The organism is uncultured Allofournierella sp. (genome assembly GCA_944382705.1).
In the GTDB taxonomy this organism is placed as follows: domain Bacteria; phylum Bacillota; class Clostridia; order Oscillospirales; family Ruminococcaceae; genus Allofournierella.
Genome location: CALWNE010000051.1, coordinates 22,693 through 37,480, shown reverse-complemented (window position 1 = coordinate 37,480; position 14,788 = coordinate 22,693). Strand labels below are relative to the sequence as shown.

Genomic DNA, 14,788 nt, shown 5'->3' with positions numbered 1-14,788 from the left:
TATTCGGTGCATTATTTTGAGTATGGCCCGGACTATGCCTTTACCGGCGAAAGCCACGATTTTTGGGAACTGGTCTATGTGGACAAGGGCGAGGTGTATGTGCAGGCGGAGGAACAGGAGATTCTGCTCAAACGGGGGCAGATGATTTTTCACCAGCCGGGAGAGTATCACAACATCCGGGGCACCGGCAGGGACGCCCCCAACATTGTGATTGTTTCCTTTGAATGCAAAAATAAGGCAATGGACTTTTTTCGGCAAAAGCAGATTTCGGTGGGGGATACCGAGCGGGTGCTCATGGCCCGCATTGTGGAGCTGGCCGGTGCCGCTTTCAGCACCCCCCTGGACGACCCCCTGGCCCAGGAGCTGCTGCGCCGCCCGGATGCACCCTTTGGGGCGGAGCAGATTATTGGCCTTTCGCTGGAAAGTATGCTGCTGGAGATGATCTGCCGCAGCAAGGAACCGGCGGTGGGCAAACCCAGCAGCCTGATTCGGGAGCGAAGCCAGCACGAATTTTTAAACCGGGTACAGGCCTATCTGGAACAAAACATCCAGCGGCGGCTTACCCTCAGCGACATCTGCCGGGATAATCTGGTGGGCCGAAGCTACCTGCAAAAGGTCTTTCGGGAAAAAACCGGCGGGGGAGCCATGGAGTACTTTGGCAACCTGAAAATCCGCAAAGCCAAGGAGCTGATTCGGGAAGGGGAGCACAACTTTACCGAGATTGCCGCCCTGCTGGGCTACAACTCCATCCATTATTTCTCCCGCCATTTTAAAAAGGTAACCGGCATGACCCCCTCGGAATATGCCGGCAGCGTTAAGGTGCTCAGCCGCAGGGGCCGGGGGGAGGAATAACCCAGCCCGCCAAACCAAACATTCCCCAACACAAAAAGCACGCCGTTTGCCTCGCAATCCAGCGGGCCGAACCGGCGTGTTTTTTTGCGCCCTGGTTTGCGCCCCTGTTTTGCGGCGCAGCTGCGGCCGGGCTGCCAGCGGCAGACTGCTGGCCAGGGGTGTTTATAGCTGGGGCAGGGGTGGAGTGTGTTCTGCATCGGCGGCACAACAGCAAAGGAGGGCACCCTCGGCAGGGTGCCCTCCTTTGCGGAAAGGGTGAGAACACAGGAAAGCAGAAAAAACGGCTGCCATCAGCCCCGATAGCCCACGGCATCGGCCAGCTGCTGGTCAATCACAACCCAAACATCCTGGTGCATTTTCAGCATACTGCTGGGGTTCTGGGTGGTGATTACATGGTCCATAATCAAGCCCCGGATGGCTTCGGCCTTGGCCAGGCCGGTGGCTACCAGCACAATGCGCTTGGCGGCCAGAATATCCCCCATGCCCATGGTGATGGCGGTGGTGGGAACATCCTCCTTCTTTTCAAAAAAGCGGGCGTTGGCATTGATGGTGCTTTCGGTAAGGGTTTCCACATGGGCCACGCTGATCAGGTGGTCGCCCGCTTCGTTAAAGGCAATGTGGCCGTTGTTGCCAATGCCCAGCAGCTGAAGGTCGGCGGTGCCGCCCTCCCACACCTTGGCTTCCAGCTGGGCGGCGCTGGCCTGGGCATCCCCCATGCCGTTGGCCACATAGGTGTTGGCCTTGTTGATGTTGATGTGGTCAAACAGGTTGGTGTTCATGAAATAACGGTAGCTCTGGGGGTGAGTTTCGGGAATGCCGCAGTACTCATCCAGATTTACGGTATGTACCTGAGAAAAATCCACCTGGCCGGCCTGGTTGGCGGCAATCAGGTTTTTGTAAACGGGCACCGGGGTGCCGCCGGTGGCAAGGCCCAGCTTGCAGGCAGGCTTTTGCTTCACCAGCTGGCAAATCATATCGGCCACATAGGCACAGCTTTCCTCATAATCCTTGGTAACGACAATGTTCATGGAAACGCACTCCTTTTTGTAGTAAGGCAGTCTGCACCCTGCCGGACAGCAGCCAAACCTTCCGTCTGTGGATACTGTAATGATACGCCTTAAAAAACAAAAAGAAAACCAACAAAAAGCCAGAAAATTTGCACAAAAAATTTCATCCTATGCAAGGCTTGCTGCCGTAATTACACATAAAGCTCCCGCTCCAGGGGCAGCAGATGCCCCGGCTGCTGCCCGGCACAGGCCCGCCAGGCGGCAGGGCTTTGGCCGGTGGCCTTTTTGAACACCCGGCACAGATAGTTGGCGCCGGAAAATCCGCACAGGCTGGCCACCACCTCCAGGGTGTAGTCCGGCCGGCAAAGCAGCTGCTTGGCTGCCTCGATGCGTACCGAGGTCAGGTACTGGCCGGGGGTAACCCCAACGGATTGGTGAAACACCCGCACCAGATGGCTTTTGCTTACCCCCAGGGTCTGGCTCAGCTCCTCGATGCCGTACAGGCCAGCGTAGTGCTCCCGCATAAAGGCAATGGCAGATACCACCAGCGGCGGCAGGCTGGGGGACTGGGCGTCCGCTTCGGCGCATTCGCACAAAAGCTGGTAGGCAAGCTCGCAGCTGCGCCGTGGGCTTAACTTGCCCGCCAGCTGCACCAGCAGCTCCGCCGCACCGGGGCAGCTGGTACCGGCGGCAAACATGGGCTGGGGCAGTGCCTCCATAAAGGTATTGGCTGCACTGCCGGTAATGCGCACCGCCAGCAGGTGACAGGGGGCCGCCGGCACCAGCCGAAGGGGCCCGGCTCCCAGCAGCACGCTGCCCGCCCCTGCCATCTGGGGAGAGTCATCCCCCGACAGGGCGCACTGCCCGCTGGAAATCAGCCCAATCCATAAACCGGCCCCTTCCAATGGATAAGGGGCCGAAAACTGTACATCCAGCTGCTCCTGGGTGCAGCAGATGGTGGTAAAATCAAATATCAATATTTGCTACCTCATATCAATAAAATACTATTTCATTTGCCAAAAAGTCTGGTATTATTATATTAACGAAGGCAATGCACCGTCAAGTGCATCAATAAAAGCTAAAAACCAAAAAAATAACAAGGAGTGTAGTCCCATGGCAAGCATCAGCTTACGGCATATCTACAAGATTTATCCCGGCGATGTAACCGCAGTTAAGGATTTTAACCTGGAAATCGCTGATAAGGAATTTATCATTCTGGTTGGTCCCTCCGGCTGTGGTAAGTCCACCACCCTGCGTATGATTGCAGGTCTGGAAGAAATCAGCAAGGGCGAGCTGTACATTGGCGACCGCCTGGTGAACGATGTGGCCCCCAAGGACCGTGACATCGCCATGGTGTTCCAGAACTACGCCCTCTACCCCCACATGACCGTGTACAAGAACATGGCTTTCGGTCTGGAGCTGCGCAAGGTAGACAAGGCCGAAATCGACAAGCGTGTCCGTGAGGCCGCCCGTGTTCTGGACATTGAGCATCTGCTGGACCGCAAGCCCAAGGCTCTGTCCGGTGGTCAGCGTCAGCGTGTTGCCCTGGGCCGCGCCATGGTTCGTAACCCGGCTGTATTCCTGCTGGACGAACCCCTGTCCAACCTGGACGCAAAGCTGCGTACCAGCATGCGTACCGAGATTATCAAGTTGCATCAGAAGCTGGCTACCACCTTCATCTATGTTACCCACGACCAGACCGAGGCCATGACCATGGGTGACCGCATCGTGGTTATGAAGGACGGCATTGTGCAACAGGTGGATACTCCCCAGAACCTGTACGACTTCCCCATCAATATGTTTGTGGCCGGCTTCATCGGCAGCCCCCAGATGAACTTCCTGGATGCTACCCTCAACAAGGATGCAAAGGGCTACTACCTGGATTTGGCTGGCGACCGTGTGGACCTGCCCGCCGAAAAGACCACCGACGGCAAGCTGGATGCCTACATTGGCAAGAAGGTGAAGGCTGGCGTTCGTCCCGAAGACATTAAGGACGACGAGGAGTTCATCAACAAGAAGGGCGGCTGCCGCCTGGAAGCCACTGTGGAAGTTTCTGAGCTGATGGGCTCCGAAATCTACCTGTACCTGGTATACAAGGGCAACAAGATGACCGCCCGTGTGGCTCCCACCTCCAAGGCAAAGAACGGCAGCACCGTTACCGTTGCCTTTGACCCCCACAAGATTCACCTGTTCGATCCCGAGACCGAACTCACCATCCTGAACTGATTGATGAAATAAAAAGGCATGGCCTGCGGGCCATGCCTTTTTTGTGCGCCGGGCTTGATGCAGCACTAGGCCTTGCCAGGGGCAGCCGGCCTAAGTTTTGCCAAGGCGGGCAGCCGATTACTCTGCGCTGCCCAGCTGGGTGCCGGGGTAGTACCAGGCCAAAATCTCCTGGCAGGTTTGCCCCTGGGCTGCCATGGCGGCGGCACCGCTCTGGCTCAGGCCCACGCCATGGCCGTAGCCCAGGGTGGTAAAGGCAAATCCGTTTTCGGTCTGTTCAATGCTAAAGCAGCTGCTGCGCAGGCCCATGAGGGTCCGGAACTGGGTTCCCCGCACAAATACGCCCCCAATTTCCACCCGGTCCACATAGCCCCAGTCGTTCCAGCTGGTACTGCCAAACCAGCCGGAAGGGTCCCCTTCCAGATTGGCACCGGGCACCTGAGCGGCCAGAATGTCGTACACCTGCTGGGTGGAGTATTCCACCGTGCAGGAGTAGCCCTCCACCCCCTTGTCCAGGGGCGAGTCCACCCCCTGTAAGTAAGGCAGGCTCTGTTCCCACACCGCCTGGCTTGCCTGGGTGCGGCCGTTGCTGATGGCGTGGTAGCAGGCCGCTGCCGGCTGCCCCTCGTACAGCAAAACCGTCTCCACAAGGGGGGTGAACAGCTCCTTGAGCCGGTTGTAGTTGGTTTCAAAGGCATCCCCCCAGTAGCTTTGCAGTACCTCCTGGCTCATGTAGCCCAGCCGTCTGGCAGGCTCCACCGAAAACCAGGCACCCCCCAGGGCGGCGGTGTCGGCATGGTCACGCTGGTACAGCGCATAGCTGTGGGCCGCAATGGCCTGGGCCTTGAGGGCTTCGTCCGGCCAGTCAATGGGCATTTCGCTGGCCACGGCACCAATTATGTACTCCAGCACCGGGATTTCCAGCACCTGGCCGGTGGAGGCATCCTGCACCACAATCATACCGGTCTGCCCGGCGGGAGCAGGGGAGCTTTGGGCAGTTTCTGTCTGCTGTAAGTCCTCCTGCTGGGGGTCAGATGGGTTGTCCGGCTGGGCAAGAGCCAGGGGCTGGGTGGGCAGTTTCAGGTAACCGCCCGCCAGGTACCCGGCGGCGGGAACCAGCAGGGTGAGCAGACAGAACAGGGCCAATGCAAACGCCATTTGTTTCATGTTTTACCTCCATACCGCATTCGGTGCGGATTTGCCCGGCGAAGGGCCGGCCGCACTTGCTTTTTTCCTCTAAAGTGTGTAAGATGAAATCAATCGCCCATTTTTTGGGGAACCTGTCCCACAACGGGGCCGGGCACAGTTTGAATAGGGGAAGTGATTGCCAATGGCTCAGCAGACCGAATGGACCGCTGCGGATATGGAATTTTTATGCGGGGAGTACCTGAAAAATAACTACATCGACCCCAAAATCAGCCAGCGGCTGGGGGTAAAGCGTGGCCTGCGCAACCCGGATGGCACCGGCGTACTGGCCGGCCTTACCAACATCTGCGATGTGACCGGCTACGAAATGGGCCCCCAGGGCGAAAAACTCCCCGCACCGGGACGGCTGATTTACCGGGGCGTGGATTTGGAGGACCTGGTGCGGGAAGCCTGCGAGCAGGACCGCTTTGTGTTCGAGGAGGTAAGCTGGCTTTTGCTGTTTGGCAGCCTGCCCAGCAAAACCCAGCTGGAGCAGTTCCAGGTACTGGTGGCAAAGCACCACAACCTGCCGGATGGCTTTGTGGGGGATGCCATGATGCGCTGCCCCAGCCCCAATATCATGAACAAGATGGCCCACTGCGTGCTGGGCCTGTACAGCTACGACGAAAACCCCGATGATGTAAGCCTGGAAAACCTGATGCGCCAGTCCATCACCCTGATTGCCAGCCTGCCCACCATCATGGTGAACGCCTACCAGATGAAGCGGCGCATCTTTGACCGGCAGAGCACCTATTTTCATATGCCAACCGAAGGGCAGAGCACCGCAGAGCATATTCTTTCCACCTCCCGTGCGGACCAGAAGTTTACGCGGGAGGAGGCAAAGCTGCTGGATTTGTGCCTGCTGGTTCATGCAGACCACGGCGGCGGCAATAACTCGGCCTTCGGCTGCCGGGTGCTCTCCAGCTCCGGTACCGATACTTACTCTGCCATTGCGGCGGCCATTGGCAGCCTGAAGGGCCCCAAGCACGGCGGCGCAAACCTGAAGGTGATGCAGCAGCTGGAATGCTTGAAGGCGGGCATCCAAAACCACAACGACCCGGACGAGGTGCGGGAGTTTCTGCGCCGGATTCTGCGCCGCCAGCAAGGGGATGGCTCCGGCCTGGTTTACGGCATGGGCCACGCCATCTACACTATGATCGACCCCCGTGCCCAGGTGCTGCGCCAGAAGGCGGAGGCCATGGCCCACGCCAAGGGCTTTGGCCGGGACTTTGAGCTGCTGCGCCAGGTGGAAACCCTGGCCCCCAGCGTATTTGCGGAGGAAAAGGGCACCAAAATGATTTGTGCCAATGTGGATTTGTACAGCGGCCTGATTTACAAGATGCTGGGCATCAGGCAGGATTTGTATACCCCGCTGTTTGCCATCAGCCGCATTCCCGGCTGGTGCGCCCACCGAATTGAAGAAGTAGTGTTTGCAAACCGCATCATCCGCCCGGCCTACAAATACCTGGGTGTGCGGCAAAAATACAAGACCTTAGAGGAACGAGCATGAAACGATTGATTGTAGCCCTTTGCACCCTGATTTGCCTGGCTGCCGGTGCAGCCCGCTGGGTGGACTTGGTAAATTTTACCGATTTGGATACCGGCTTTTTTACCGTTGGCAGCCATCACCTGCGCTATGGGGTGCTGGCGGCTGTGCTGGTGGTGCTGGCCCTGTGCAGCCTGGCTGCCCCCAAAACCAGCAAAAGTTTGGAGGGCTGCTGCCCGGCCCAGGGCTGGCTGGCCCTGGTAAGCGGCGTACTGTTTGCGGCCCTGGGCGGCCTGGAGCTGGTAAACGGCATGGGGGACCGGCTGCAAATGCTGCTGGGGGTACTGTGCCTTGCAACCGGCGTGTGGTTGCTGCTGCTGGGCCGCAGCCGCTTTACGCCAGAGTTTGAAGCCCCCACTGCCAATGCCCTGTGGGGCATAGCGGGAACCCTGTCCCTGCTGCTGTTCACCATCCAGCGGTTTGGGCTGGCCCCCACCGGCGTGGCCCGTATTGAGCCCAACATCCAGGGGATGGCGGCCCTGCTGTGCCTTTTGTTCTGCACCGCTCAGCTGCGCCTGGCCTATGTGCCGGACGGCAAAAGTGCCAAAACCACCTGGTTTTTGGGCATGAGCAGCTTTCTGTTTGCCGCCTGCCTGGCCCTGCCCGGCAGGGTGTGCGCCTTCATGGTGGGCCAGGGGGACTTTTTGTCCCTGCTGGAGGCGGTAGCCCTGGCAGCGGTGGGCTGCATGGGGCTGGTGTACAGCGGCAGCATTCTGCTGGCTAAACCCCAGCCAGAGCCGGAGGATGTGCAAACCCAGCAGGAAGCACTGTAAAAAAGCACTCTGAAATAAAAAAGGGACGCTCTTTTTGGGAGCGTCCCTTTTTGTTTTGGTTTATAAAAGGCGGCAACTTACACCATGGGGGTCAGCTCGCCCCGCAGGTCCTGTTCCATCCAGTACTTAATGGCGTCCGGCTCAAAGCCTTTGCTGAACAGGTAGTACAGCTTGGCTACCGCCGCTTCGGTGGTCATGTCCAGGCCGCTCACTGCACCCGCCTGTTTAAGGGGGCTGCTGGTGGCGTAGGTGCCCAGATGCACCGCACCCTGGTGGCACTGGCTGCACACCGTTACCAAGGTGCCCTGGGCAAAGGCCTTTTGCATCAGGGGCAGCAGGGAGCCGTTGTAGTCCGGCAGGTTGCCGGTGCCGAAGGTTTCCAGCACAATGGCCCGCAGCTTGTTGGTGAGGATGGATTCAAACAGTTCAAACTGAATGCCGGGGAACACCTTCAGCACACCAATGGGCACCGTGTGGGGCTGCACCAGCTCCAGCGGGCCGGCGGTGACCTGTGGCCCAATGGCCGCCGGATTGTAGCGAATATCCACCCCGGCGGTGGCCAGCACCGGATAGTTGGGGGAGGAGAAGGCCTGCAAGCCATCTGCCGAGCATTTGGTGGCCCGGTTGCCCCGCAAAAGCACCCCGCCAAAGTACAGGCAAATCTGGTTCACCTTGCCCTGGGCGGCAATCAGCAGGCTGGTGAGCAGGTTGTCCCGCCCGTCGCTGCGAATCTGGCACAGGGGAATCTGGCTGCCGGTAAAAATCACCGGCTTGTTCAGGTTTTCCAGCATAAAGCTTAAAGCCGAGGCGGTGTAGGCCATGGTATCGGTGCCGTGGAGCACCACAAAGCCGTCAAACAGATGATACCGCTGGTAGATGGCCTGGCCGATGGTATACCATTGGTCCGCCGCAATGTTGGAGGAGTCCAGCAGGGGCGAAAGCTCCACCAGCTCCCATTGGGGCATCTCCGGGCTGTGCAGGTCCGGAATCTGGGCCAGGCTCTCTGCAAAGCAGCCGGGCTGGGGGGCAAAACCGTTGCTGCTGGGCAGCATGCCAATGGTTCCCCCGGTGTATACAATGCAGATGCGTTTTTGCATGGAGTGTTCCTTCCTCTCTCTGGTGGGCAAAAAGCCAGGACAGTCCGCACCATGCAGGCCCAAGAGGGCGGGGTGCAGCGGGCCAAAATTTGCCGCCGCACTCCGCCAGCCGGAAGGGCGGGCAGCTGCCCCAGCGCAAAAGCTTTTTGTCAAATTCAATCGTTTATCAGCATAGCACAAAAGCCGCCCCCGGGGCAAGGCCAAACCTGCGCCAAAGGCCACATCCTGGGGCGGATGCAGGGGGCAAACCTGGGCAAAAAGGGCGGTTTTTTAAAAAAATGGCCCCCGAAAGGCACAAGGAGGAAAAATTTTTTGAAAAAATGCGTTAATTTATTGACAGGCACTTGTAGTTTTGCAAAGTTTGGTATACAATAGAGAGGCATTAGTAATTCACCTTAAGGAGGATATTTACAATGGCTGTTAAAGTTGCAATTAATGGTTTTGGCCGCATTGGCCGTCTGGCTTTCCGTCAGATGTTTGGCGCTGAGGGTTACGAGATCGTTGCGATCAACGACCTGACCAGCCCCGAGATGCTGGCTCACCTGCTGAAATACGATACCGCTCAGGGTCGTTACGACGGTCACACCGTTGAGGCTGGCGAGGGTTCCATCACCGTAGACGGCAAGAAGATCACCATCTACGCTAACCCCAACCCCGCCGAGCTGCCCTGGGGCGAGCTGGGTGTAGATGTAGTGCTGGAGTGCACCGGCTTCTTCACCAGCAAGGCTAAGGCTCAGGCTCACATCGACGCTGGCGCTAAGAAGGTTGTTATCTCTGCTCCTGCTGACAAGGAGACCAAGACCATCGTGTTCAGCGTAAACGAGAACACCCTGACCAAGGAAGACACCATCATCAGCGCTGCTTCCTGCACCACCAACTGCCTGGCTCCCATGGCTAAGGCTCTGAACGATGCTTATGCTATCCAGAGCGGTATCATGACCACCGTTCACGCTTACACCGGCGACCAGATGATTCTGGACGGCCCCCATCGCAAGGGCGACCTGCGTCGTGCCCGTGCAGGCGCTGCCAACATCGTTCCCAACAGCACCGGCGCTGCCAAGGCTATCGGCCTGGTAATCCCCGAGCTGAACGGCAAGCTGATCGGTTCCGCTCAGCGCGTGCCCGTAACCACCGGCTCCACCACCATCCTGGTTGCCGTTGTTAAGGGCAAGGATGTTACCGTTGACAGCATCAACGCTGCCATGAAGGCCGCTGCTTCCGAGAGCTTCGGCTACAACGAGGACGCTATCGTTTCCTCCGACATCATCGGCATCCGTTACGGCAGCCTGTTCGACGCTACCCAGACCATGGTTACCAAGATCGACGAGGATACCTTCCAGGTTCAGGTTGTATCCTGGTACGACAACGAGAACAGCTACACCAGCCAGATGGTTCGCACCATTAAGTACTTCGCTGAGCTGTAATTTTTCTCCTTAAGCTGTGTAAGCCCCTGCACCCTAGTGGTGCAGGGGCTTTTTATAAGCAAACGGCAGTTAAGGTCGTTAGAGACTCAAGCCTGCCTGGTAGAGCGATGCCCTTTGCTTGCGGCATAGAGGGCTCAATGCCAGCTACAAAAGCTTGGCCCGGCAACAAGGAGAACAAAATTGGCTGTACCGCCGTTTTTAGGCAATAAATACAAACAAAACAAGGTTTATTTGTTTGTTTGATAAAACTTGAAAAAACTTGAAATTTGTGAAATAAACACAATCGCTTTTTCGTTTTACTAATAGAGAGGAAATCAGCGTATACTTGCCAGAGAGCATATCGCTTACAAGGCGAGCAATCAAGTAAGGAGGAACCTACCATGAAATGGATTTTAATTGTTGCCGGCATTACCGCTGCCTGTACAGCGGTTACAATTTTGCGGACCTGGGCTTGTCGCAACCGTAAAAAGGCCAAACGGGAAATCAGCCTGATGGCCACTGTTCAGGGCGTGATGGAAAACGCCCAGGGCGTTATGGTAGGTGTGTTTGCGGCACAGGGGCAGGAATTGCGGTTTGCCCTGCCTGCGGCAATTGCACGGGAGCTGTATGTGGGCCAAAAGGGTGTACTCACCTACCGGGGCGGCGAGTTTGTGTACTTTGTACCCCGCACCGAAGGTGGCAGCAACCAGTACAAAGCTGCGTAAGAATCTAGCACTCCGCCGCCAAGGGCAAGCTTCGGTTTGCTCTTGGCGGCTTTTTTGTTTGCCGAGCCATGGAGTGCAAACCCAGGGCGGCAAACCCCGCCAGGGTGTAAAGAGCCAAAAGGCTGCCAATGCCCTTAGCAGCGGCAGGCTTTCCGGGTTTGATGGCTGCCCCCCAAAAATAAGGGCCAGCAGGGCACCTGCACAGCCACCCCAAGGCAGCTTTCTGGCAGCACACCGAACCAGCCAACGCAAAAAGCCATCACACAAAGGGCGTGTGATGGCTTTTTGCAGATTATGATTGGAAAAGGAGTACAAGGTGCAGCTCGTGCTCCTGTCCAGCAAATTATTGGGCCAGTTTTACCTGGTAAACATGGGGCTGCTCACCGTCGGAAAAATCGGGGTAGTAGTACATCCAATCGCCCTCGGTCAGGGGGAAGGTGGGGTAGTACAGGCAGCCGTAAGAATCGAAGGTTGCGCGGGACTCTAGTTCCTTCACAACGGTTCCGTCCGCATCCTTCACCACCGCTGTGCGCAGATAGTCACCGCTGGTTTCGTCCAGGGTGCTGTCCAGATAGCTGGTCTGCAAGCAGGGAGTGGTTTGCTCCTGCATCTGGGCGTTGTACTGGCGCATTTTGCCGGTTGCGGCAGAAGAAGCAAAGATGAAGCCGTTCTCATCCGGAGAGGTGATTCCATCCATAGTGGGGGCGGCGATTACATTGAAGTCCTTATCCAAAAGACCGTAGTTGTCGCCCTCTTTAAAGTTCATGGTGCCATTTGCTTCGATGTAGGTCACATCGTAAGTAGGATTGATGGCCAAAATGTTGCCCTGGGTATCCAGCAGCACAGAGGCCTCGGTGCCCTTCACATCTTCGGGCAGGCTCAGGCCGTAGTCGGAGTACTGCACCCTGTTGATGACGATGCCGCCATCGCAGAATGTCATGGATTCGCTGGTAGGGAAATAGGTGTTGCCGCCCATGGCCCAATCCACCTCCTTTAACAGGAGGGTGCCCTGGTTGTTGTAGATGCAGGAATGGTTTCCGTCGTCTGTGTCAATCATGTAATACATTCCGTCAGAGGATACCCAGCCGCGGGTTCCAGTGGTGAGCAAATCACCTTTTGCATCCAGAACATCATACACACGGTTAGCGCTTTCTTCGGACTTGTGGCAGAGCGCAAGATTGTTTGTGAGGCGCAGGGCATGGTACTGGGGCTGTACCACAACATTGCCGTCCAAATCGCTCAGGCCCCACAAGCCATTTTGATAGTAGGGGACAAGACCCTCGGAATTGCAGGAGAAGGTTTTGGTGAGGTAGTAAATCTCGTGGCGGCGGCTGGAAAATCCGGTAAAGCCGGATTCAAAGTTCCCTTTAAGGCTATACAAAGAATCCAAAGCTTCGTAGTCAATATCAATGGTGAACAGCTCGGAAAGGGAGGCGGTGTACAGAGACTTATACTCGCCGGCTTCACTCAGATAACCCACCTGATTGCCCTTCACAACAAAGGCCCAGCCGTTGGTAAAGGCGCCAAAATAATCGTAGTCGGCAAAAATGTCTGTCTCCACCAGCTCCAGGGTGCCTTCCACTGCAAGGTCGGTGGTCAGCTCTTTGCCGGTACCGGCGTTGCTGGAAGTAAGGCTGCCGGTGGCCTGGCTGGAAGCAGTCTCCGAAGCGGCAGAGGAGGAATCCTCGGCAGTATCTTCCGAGGCTGCCTGAGAGGCAGAGACGGAATCGGTAGCAGAAAGGGATAACTCCTGACCTCCGCAAGCGGTAAGGGCGCACAGTGCCAATGCAAGTGCAGTCAATTGAATGAAATAGCGCTTCATAAGTTTGACAAAATCCTTTCAGTAAAATTAGGGGAGCACCACACAATTCACGCCCAAAGGCTCAGGCGGGGGATTGTGCCAGAAAATTCCATGATGGTTTTTCAAAAAAATGCCAATTCCGCAAGGATTGGCTGTGTTTTTGAGTATATCTCACAAAAAAGTTCCAGCCATTCCACCACCGGGAATGATGCAGTGCTGCTGCCGCAAAGCAAACTTATTATACCGAATGTTCCAAAATATGCCAAGAAATAATTTAAATTGATAAAATTTTAAAACTCTAAAGCTTAACAGCCTAAGGGGAAAAGGCAGACAGTATCAATCGGTTTCATGTTGGTTTATTGCAGCAAAACACATCATCCACCGGTGAATGAGGTTTGCAGCCATATAGGCGATACAATGAGTTGATGCAGAACGGAAACGGATGGAGTACCTGTGGCAGCACGGCAGGGTTCAGGCAAGCCGGCAGGCGGCATTCGCCCCAATTTCCCCAGTATGCAAAACACCCAGGAGCGGTTTGGCTCCTGGGTGTTTTTGTTGTGCCTGCTGGCCCTGTGACAGGGCAGAGAACGTTTTTTTGACCAATCAATGCAGCTGGTAGATGCGCCGGTATTTTTCCACCAGATAATCCGTGTAATAGCTGGGGTCAAAGGGAGCACCGCAGGCATTTTGCAGCAGCTGGGCCGGGGTAAGCTCCTTGCCATATTGCCAGATGCGTTCCTCCAGCCACTGGTTGATGGGGGCAAAATCGCCCGCCAGCAGCAGAGCGTCCACATCCAGCTGTTCTTTCATGGCGGCCAGCATCTGGGCACCGTAGGCAGTGCCCAGGGCATAGCTGGGGAAGTAGCCCAAATCACCACCAGCCCAATGGATGTCCTGGAGTACACCCTGACTGTCCGACGGGACCTGAACGCCCAGAAGTTCTTCCATCAAAGCGTTCCAGGCGGCAGGCAGGTCCTTTACCGCAAGGGTGCCGGCCATCAGCTGTTTTTCCAGCTGGTAACGCACCATCACATGAAGGCAGTAGGTTACTTCGTCTGCCTCGGTGCGGATGAGACCAGGCTGGCACCGGTTGACCGCCCGGTAAAAGGTCTCTGCCTCAATGCCTTGCAGCTGCTGGGGGAACAACCGCTGCAAGGTGGGCCAGAGGTGCTGCAAGAAGGGCAGGCTGCGGCCCAGATAGTTTTCGTAAAAGCGGCTCTGGCTTTCGTGCAGACCCATGGAAGCACCGCCGGAAAGGCAGGTGTACTGCAAACGGTCGGCCATGTGCAGCTCGTACAGGGCGTGTCCGCCTTCGTGAATCACCGAGTACAGGCTGCTGGTCATGTCGTTTTCGTGGTAGTGGGTGGTAATGCGCACATCCCCTTTGTAAAACTCTGTGGTAAAGGGGTGCTCGCTCTCGCCCAGCTGGCAGTGGTTCAGGTCCAGGCCCAGCAGCTCCATCACCTCCAGCGAAAGCTGCCGCTGTGCTTCCAGCGGCCAGTGGCCCTCCAGGCAGGTGGTCAGGGGCTGTACGCCCTGGCTTTGCAGCTGCTGCACCAACGGCTTGAGCACCGCTTGCAGCTGGTCAAAAAACCGGTCGCACTGCTCCATGGTCAGGCCCTTTTCAAACTGGTCCAGCCAAACATCATAGGGGGCCTTGTTTGGGTCAAAGTAACCGGCCATCCGGCGGCGGGCCTCCACAATTTGCTCCAGATAGGGGGCAAACAGGTTAAAGTCGTTGGCGGCCTTGGCCTTTTGCCACACATTCACCGCCTGGGCAGTAAGCTTTACAAAGGCTGCGTACTCCTGGGGGGGAATGCGGGTGGTTTGCTGGTGCATACGCTCCAGCTCCCGTACCTCGGCGGCCTGCTGGCCGGTCAGCTCGCCGCTGCGTGCCTGGTCAAACAGCTGGGGCAGGCCGGGGTCGGTGAGCAGCTGGTACTGGATGCCTGCCAGCACTTCCAGGGCCTCACTGCGCCCCTGAGAGCTTTCGCTGGGGGCTACGGTGTTGGCGTCGTAATCAATTACATTCAGGGCATACTGAAAAGCAAACAGCTTTTTTTGCAGCTGCCGCAGGGTGTTCATGGCTTGGTTCATGGGGACCCTCCTTTGTAAAAAAGCAGCACAGGGGCAAATGAGCCAGCCATTTGCTCCTGTGCCGCAGATGATGGTGTAT

Annotated in this window: 14 protein-coding genes; 8 read left to right on the top strand and 6 right to left on the bottom strand. The window is 56.9% G+C overall.

Translation table 11 applies throughout. From position 1 onward, the window contains the following. On the top strand, positions 1–852 hold an 852-nt coding region (locus ACH2EM_RS07695), incomplete at its 5' end, for a helix-turn-helix domain-containing protein (RefSeq protein ID WP_395151554.1). A gap of 290 nt (positions 853–1,142) precedes the next feature. Here the strand turns inward: ACH2EM_RS07695 and nagB are convergent. After that, positions 1,143–1,880, bottom strand: a complete 738-nt coding sequence (gene nagB / locus ACH2EM_RS07690; protein WP_395151553.1) for a glucosamine-6-phosphate deaminase — start codon at positions 1,878–1,880, stop codon at positions 1,143–1,145. Positions 1,881–2,050: 170 nt separating this feature from the next. Continuing rightward, positions 2,051–2,836, bottom strand: coding sequence for a helix-turn-helix domain-containing protein (locus tag ACH2EM_RS07685; protein ID WP_395151552.1), 786 nt, complete (start codon positions 2,834–2,836; stop codon positions 2,051–2,053). A gap of 136 nt (positions 2,837–2,972) precedes the next feature. Between ACH2EM_RS07685 and ACH2EM_RS07680 the strand changes: the two genes are divergently transcribed. Beyond that, complete coding sequence (locus tag ACH2EM_RS07680) at positions 2,973–4,085, top strand: ABC transporter ATP-binding protein (RefSeq protein ID WP_395151551.1); 1,113 nt, start codon at positions 2,973–2,975, stop codon at positions 4,083–4,085. 117 nt (positions 4,086–4,202) lie between these two features. Here ACH2EM_RS07680 and ACH2EM_RS07675 read toward each other — a convergent pair whose 3' ends face one another. After that, positions 4,203–5,249 (bottom strand): SpoIID/LytB domain-containing protein, encoded by a 1,047-nt coding sequence (locus ACH2EM_RS07675; RefSeq protein WP_395151550.1) that lies wholly within the window; start codon positions 5,247–5,249, stop codon positions 4,203–4,205. Positions 5,250–5,412: 163 nt separating this feature from the next. Between ACH2EM_RS07675 and ACH2EM_RS07670 the strand changes: the two genes are divergently transcribed. Continuing rightward, positions 5,413–6,777, top strand: coding sequence for a citrate synthase (locus ACH2EM_RS07670; RefSeq protein ID WP_395151549.1), 1,365 nt, complete (start codon positions 5,413–5,415; stop codon positions 6,775–6,777). Then, positions 6,774–7,586: a hypothetical protein gene (locus ACH2EM_RS07665; protein ID WP_395151548.1), complete on the top strand. Its 813-nt coding sequence runs from the start codon at positions 6,774–6,776 to the stop codon at positions 7,584–7,586. The genes ACH2EM_RS07670 and ACH2EM_RS07665 overlap by 4 nt, the downstream gene beginning before the upstream one ends. Before the next feature lie 77 nt (positions 7,587–7,663). Here the strand turns inward: ACH2EM_RS07665 and ansA are convergent, their stop codons facing one another. Beyond that, positions 7,664–8,683: an asparaginase gene (gene ansA / locus ACH2EM_RS07660; protein WP_395151547.1), complete on the bottom strand. Its 1,020-nt coding sequence runs from the start codon at positions 8,681–8,683 to the stop codon at positions 7,664–7,666. A 413-nt stretch (positions 8,684–9,096) separates the two neighbouring features. On the opposite strand from ansA, the gene gap reads away from it, so the two are divergent. Both gap and ACH2EM_RS07650 read left to right on the top strand, forming a co-directional pair. After that, positions 9,097–10,107, top strand: coding sequence for a type I glyceraldehyde-3-phosphate dehydrogenase (gene gap, locus ACH2EM_RS07655; RefSeq protein WP_395151546.1), 1,011 nt, complete (start codon positions 9,097–9,099; stop codon positions 10,105–10,107). A 380-nt stretch (positions 10,108–10,487) separates the two neighbouring features. After that, positions 10,488–10,811, top strand: a complete 324-nt coding sequence (locus ACH2EM_RS07650) for a hypothetical protein (RefSeq protein ID WP_395151545.1) — start codon at positions 10,488–10,490, stop codon at positions 10,809–10,811. A 343-nt stretch (positions 10,812–11,154) separates the two neighbouring features. Here ACH2EM_RS07650 and ACH2EM_RS07645 read toward each other — a convergent pair whose 3' ends face one another. Further along, entirely contained in the window at positions 11,155–12,633 is a 1,479-nt protein-coding gene (locus ACH2EM_RS07645) for a WG repeat-containing protein (RefSeq protein ID WP_395151544.1), read from the bottom strand. A gap of 75 nt (positions 12,634–12,708) precedes the next feature. On the opposite strand from ACH2EM_RS07645, the gene ACH2EM_RS07640 reads away from it, so the two are divergent. Both ACH2EM_RS07640 and ACH2EM_RS07635 read left to right on the top strand, forming a co-directional pair. Then, complete coding sequence (locus ACH2EM_RS07640; protein ID WP_395151543.1) at positions 12,709–12,885, top strand: hypothetical protein; 177 nt, start codon at positions 12,709–12,711, stop codon at positions 12,883–12,885. Between the two features lie 180 nt (positions 12,886–13,065). Then, positions 13,066–13,188: a hypothetical protein gene (locus tag ACH2EM_RS07635; RefSeq protein ID WP_395151542.1), complete on the top strand. Its 123-nt coding sequence runs from the start codon at positions 13,066–13,068 to the stop codon at positions 13,186–13,188. A 27-nt stretch (positions 13,189–13,215) separates the two neighbouring features. On the opposite strand, the gene ACH2EM_RS07630 is transcribed toward ACH2EM_RS07635, so the two are convergent. After that, a complete protein-coding gene (locus ACH2EM_RS07630; protein WP_395151541.1) occupies positions 13,216–14,709 on the bottom strand; it encodes a carboxypeptidase M32 in 1,494 nt (497 codons plus the stop codon). Positions 14,710–14,788: the final 79 nt, after the last annotated feature.

Coding starts and splice junctions, on each gene's coding strand:
- nagB (WP_395151553.1), bottom strand. CDS start 1,880: ATGAACATTGTCGTTACCAAGGATTATGAGGAAAGCTGTGCCTATGTG.
- ACH2EM_RS07680 (WP_395151551.1), top strand. CDS start 2,973: ATGGCAAGCATCAGCTTACGGCATATCTACAAGATTTATCCCGGCGAT.
- ACH2EM_RS07675 (WP_395151550.1), bottom strand. CDS start 5,249: ATGAAACAAATGGCGTTTGCATTGGCCCTGTTCTGTCTGCTCACCCTG.
- ACH2EM_RS07670 (WP_395151549.1), top strand. CDS start 5,413: ATGGCTCAGCAGACCGAATGGACCGCTGCGGATATGGAATTTTTATGC.
- ACH2EM_RS07665 (WP_395151548.1), top strand. CDS start 6,774: ATGAAACGATTGATTGTAGCCCTTTGCACCCTGATTTGCCTGGCTGCC.
- ansA (WP_395151547.1), bottom strand. CDS start 8,683: ATGCAAAAACGCATCTGCATTGTATACACCGGGGGAACCATTGGCATG.
- gap (WP_395151546.1), top strand. CDS start 9,097: ATGGCTGTTAAAGTTGCAATTAATGGTTTTGGCCGCATTGGCCGTCTG.
- ACH2EM_RS07650 (WP_395151545.1), top strand. CDS start 10,488: ATGAAATGGATTTTAATTGTTGCCGGCATTACCGCTGCCTGTACAGCG.
- ACH2EM_RS07645 (WP_395151544.1), bottom strand. CDS start 12,633: ATGAAGCGCTATTTCATTCAATTGACTGCACTTGCATTGGCACTGTGC.
- ACH2EM_RS07630 (WP_395151541.1), bottom strand. CDS start 14,709: ATGAACCAAGCCATGAACACCCTGCGGCAGCTGCAAAAAAAGCTGTTT.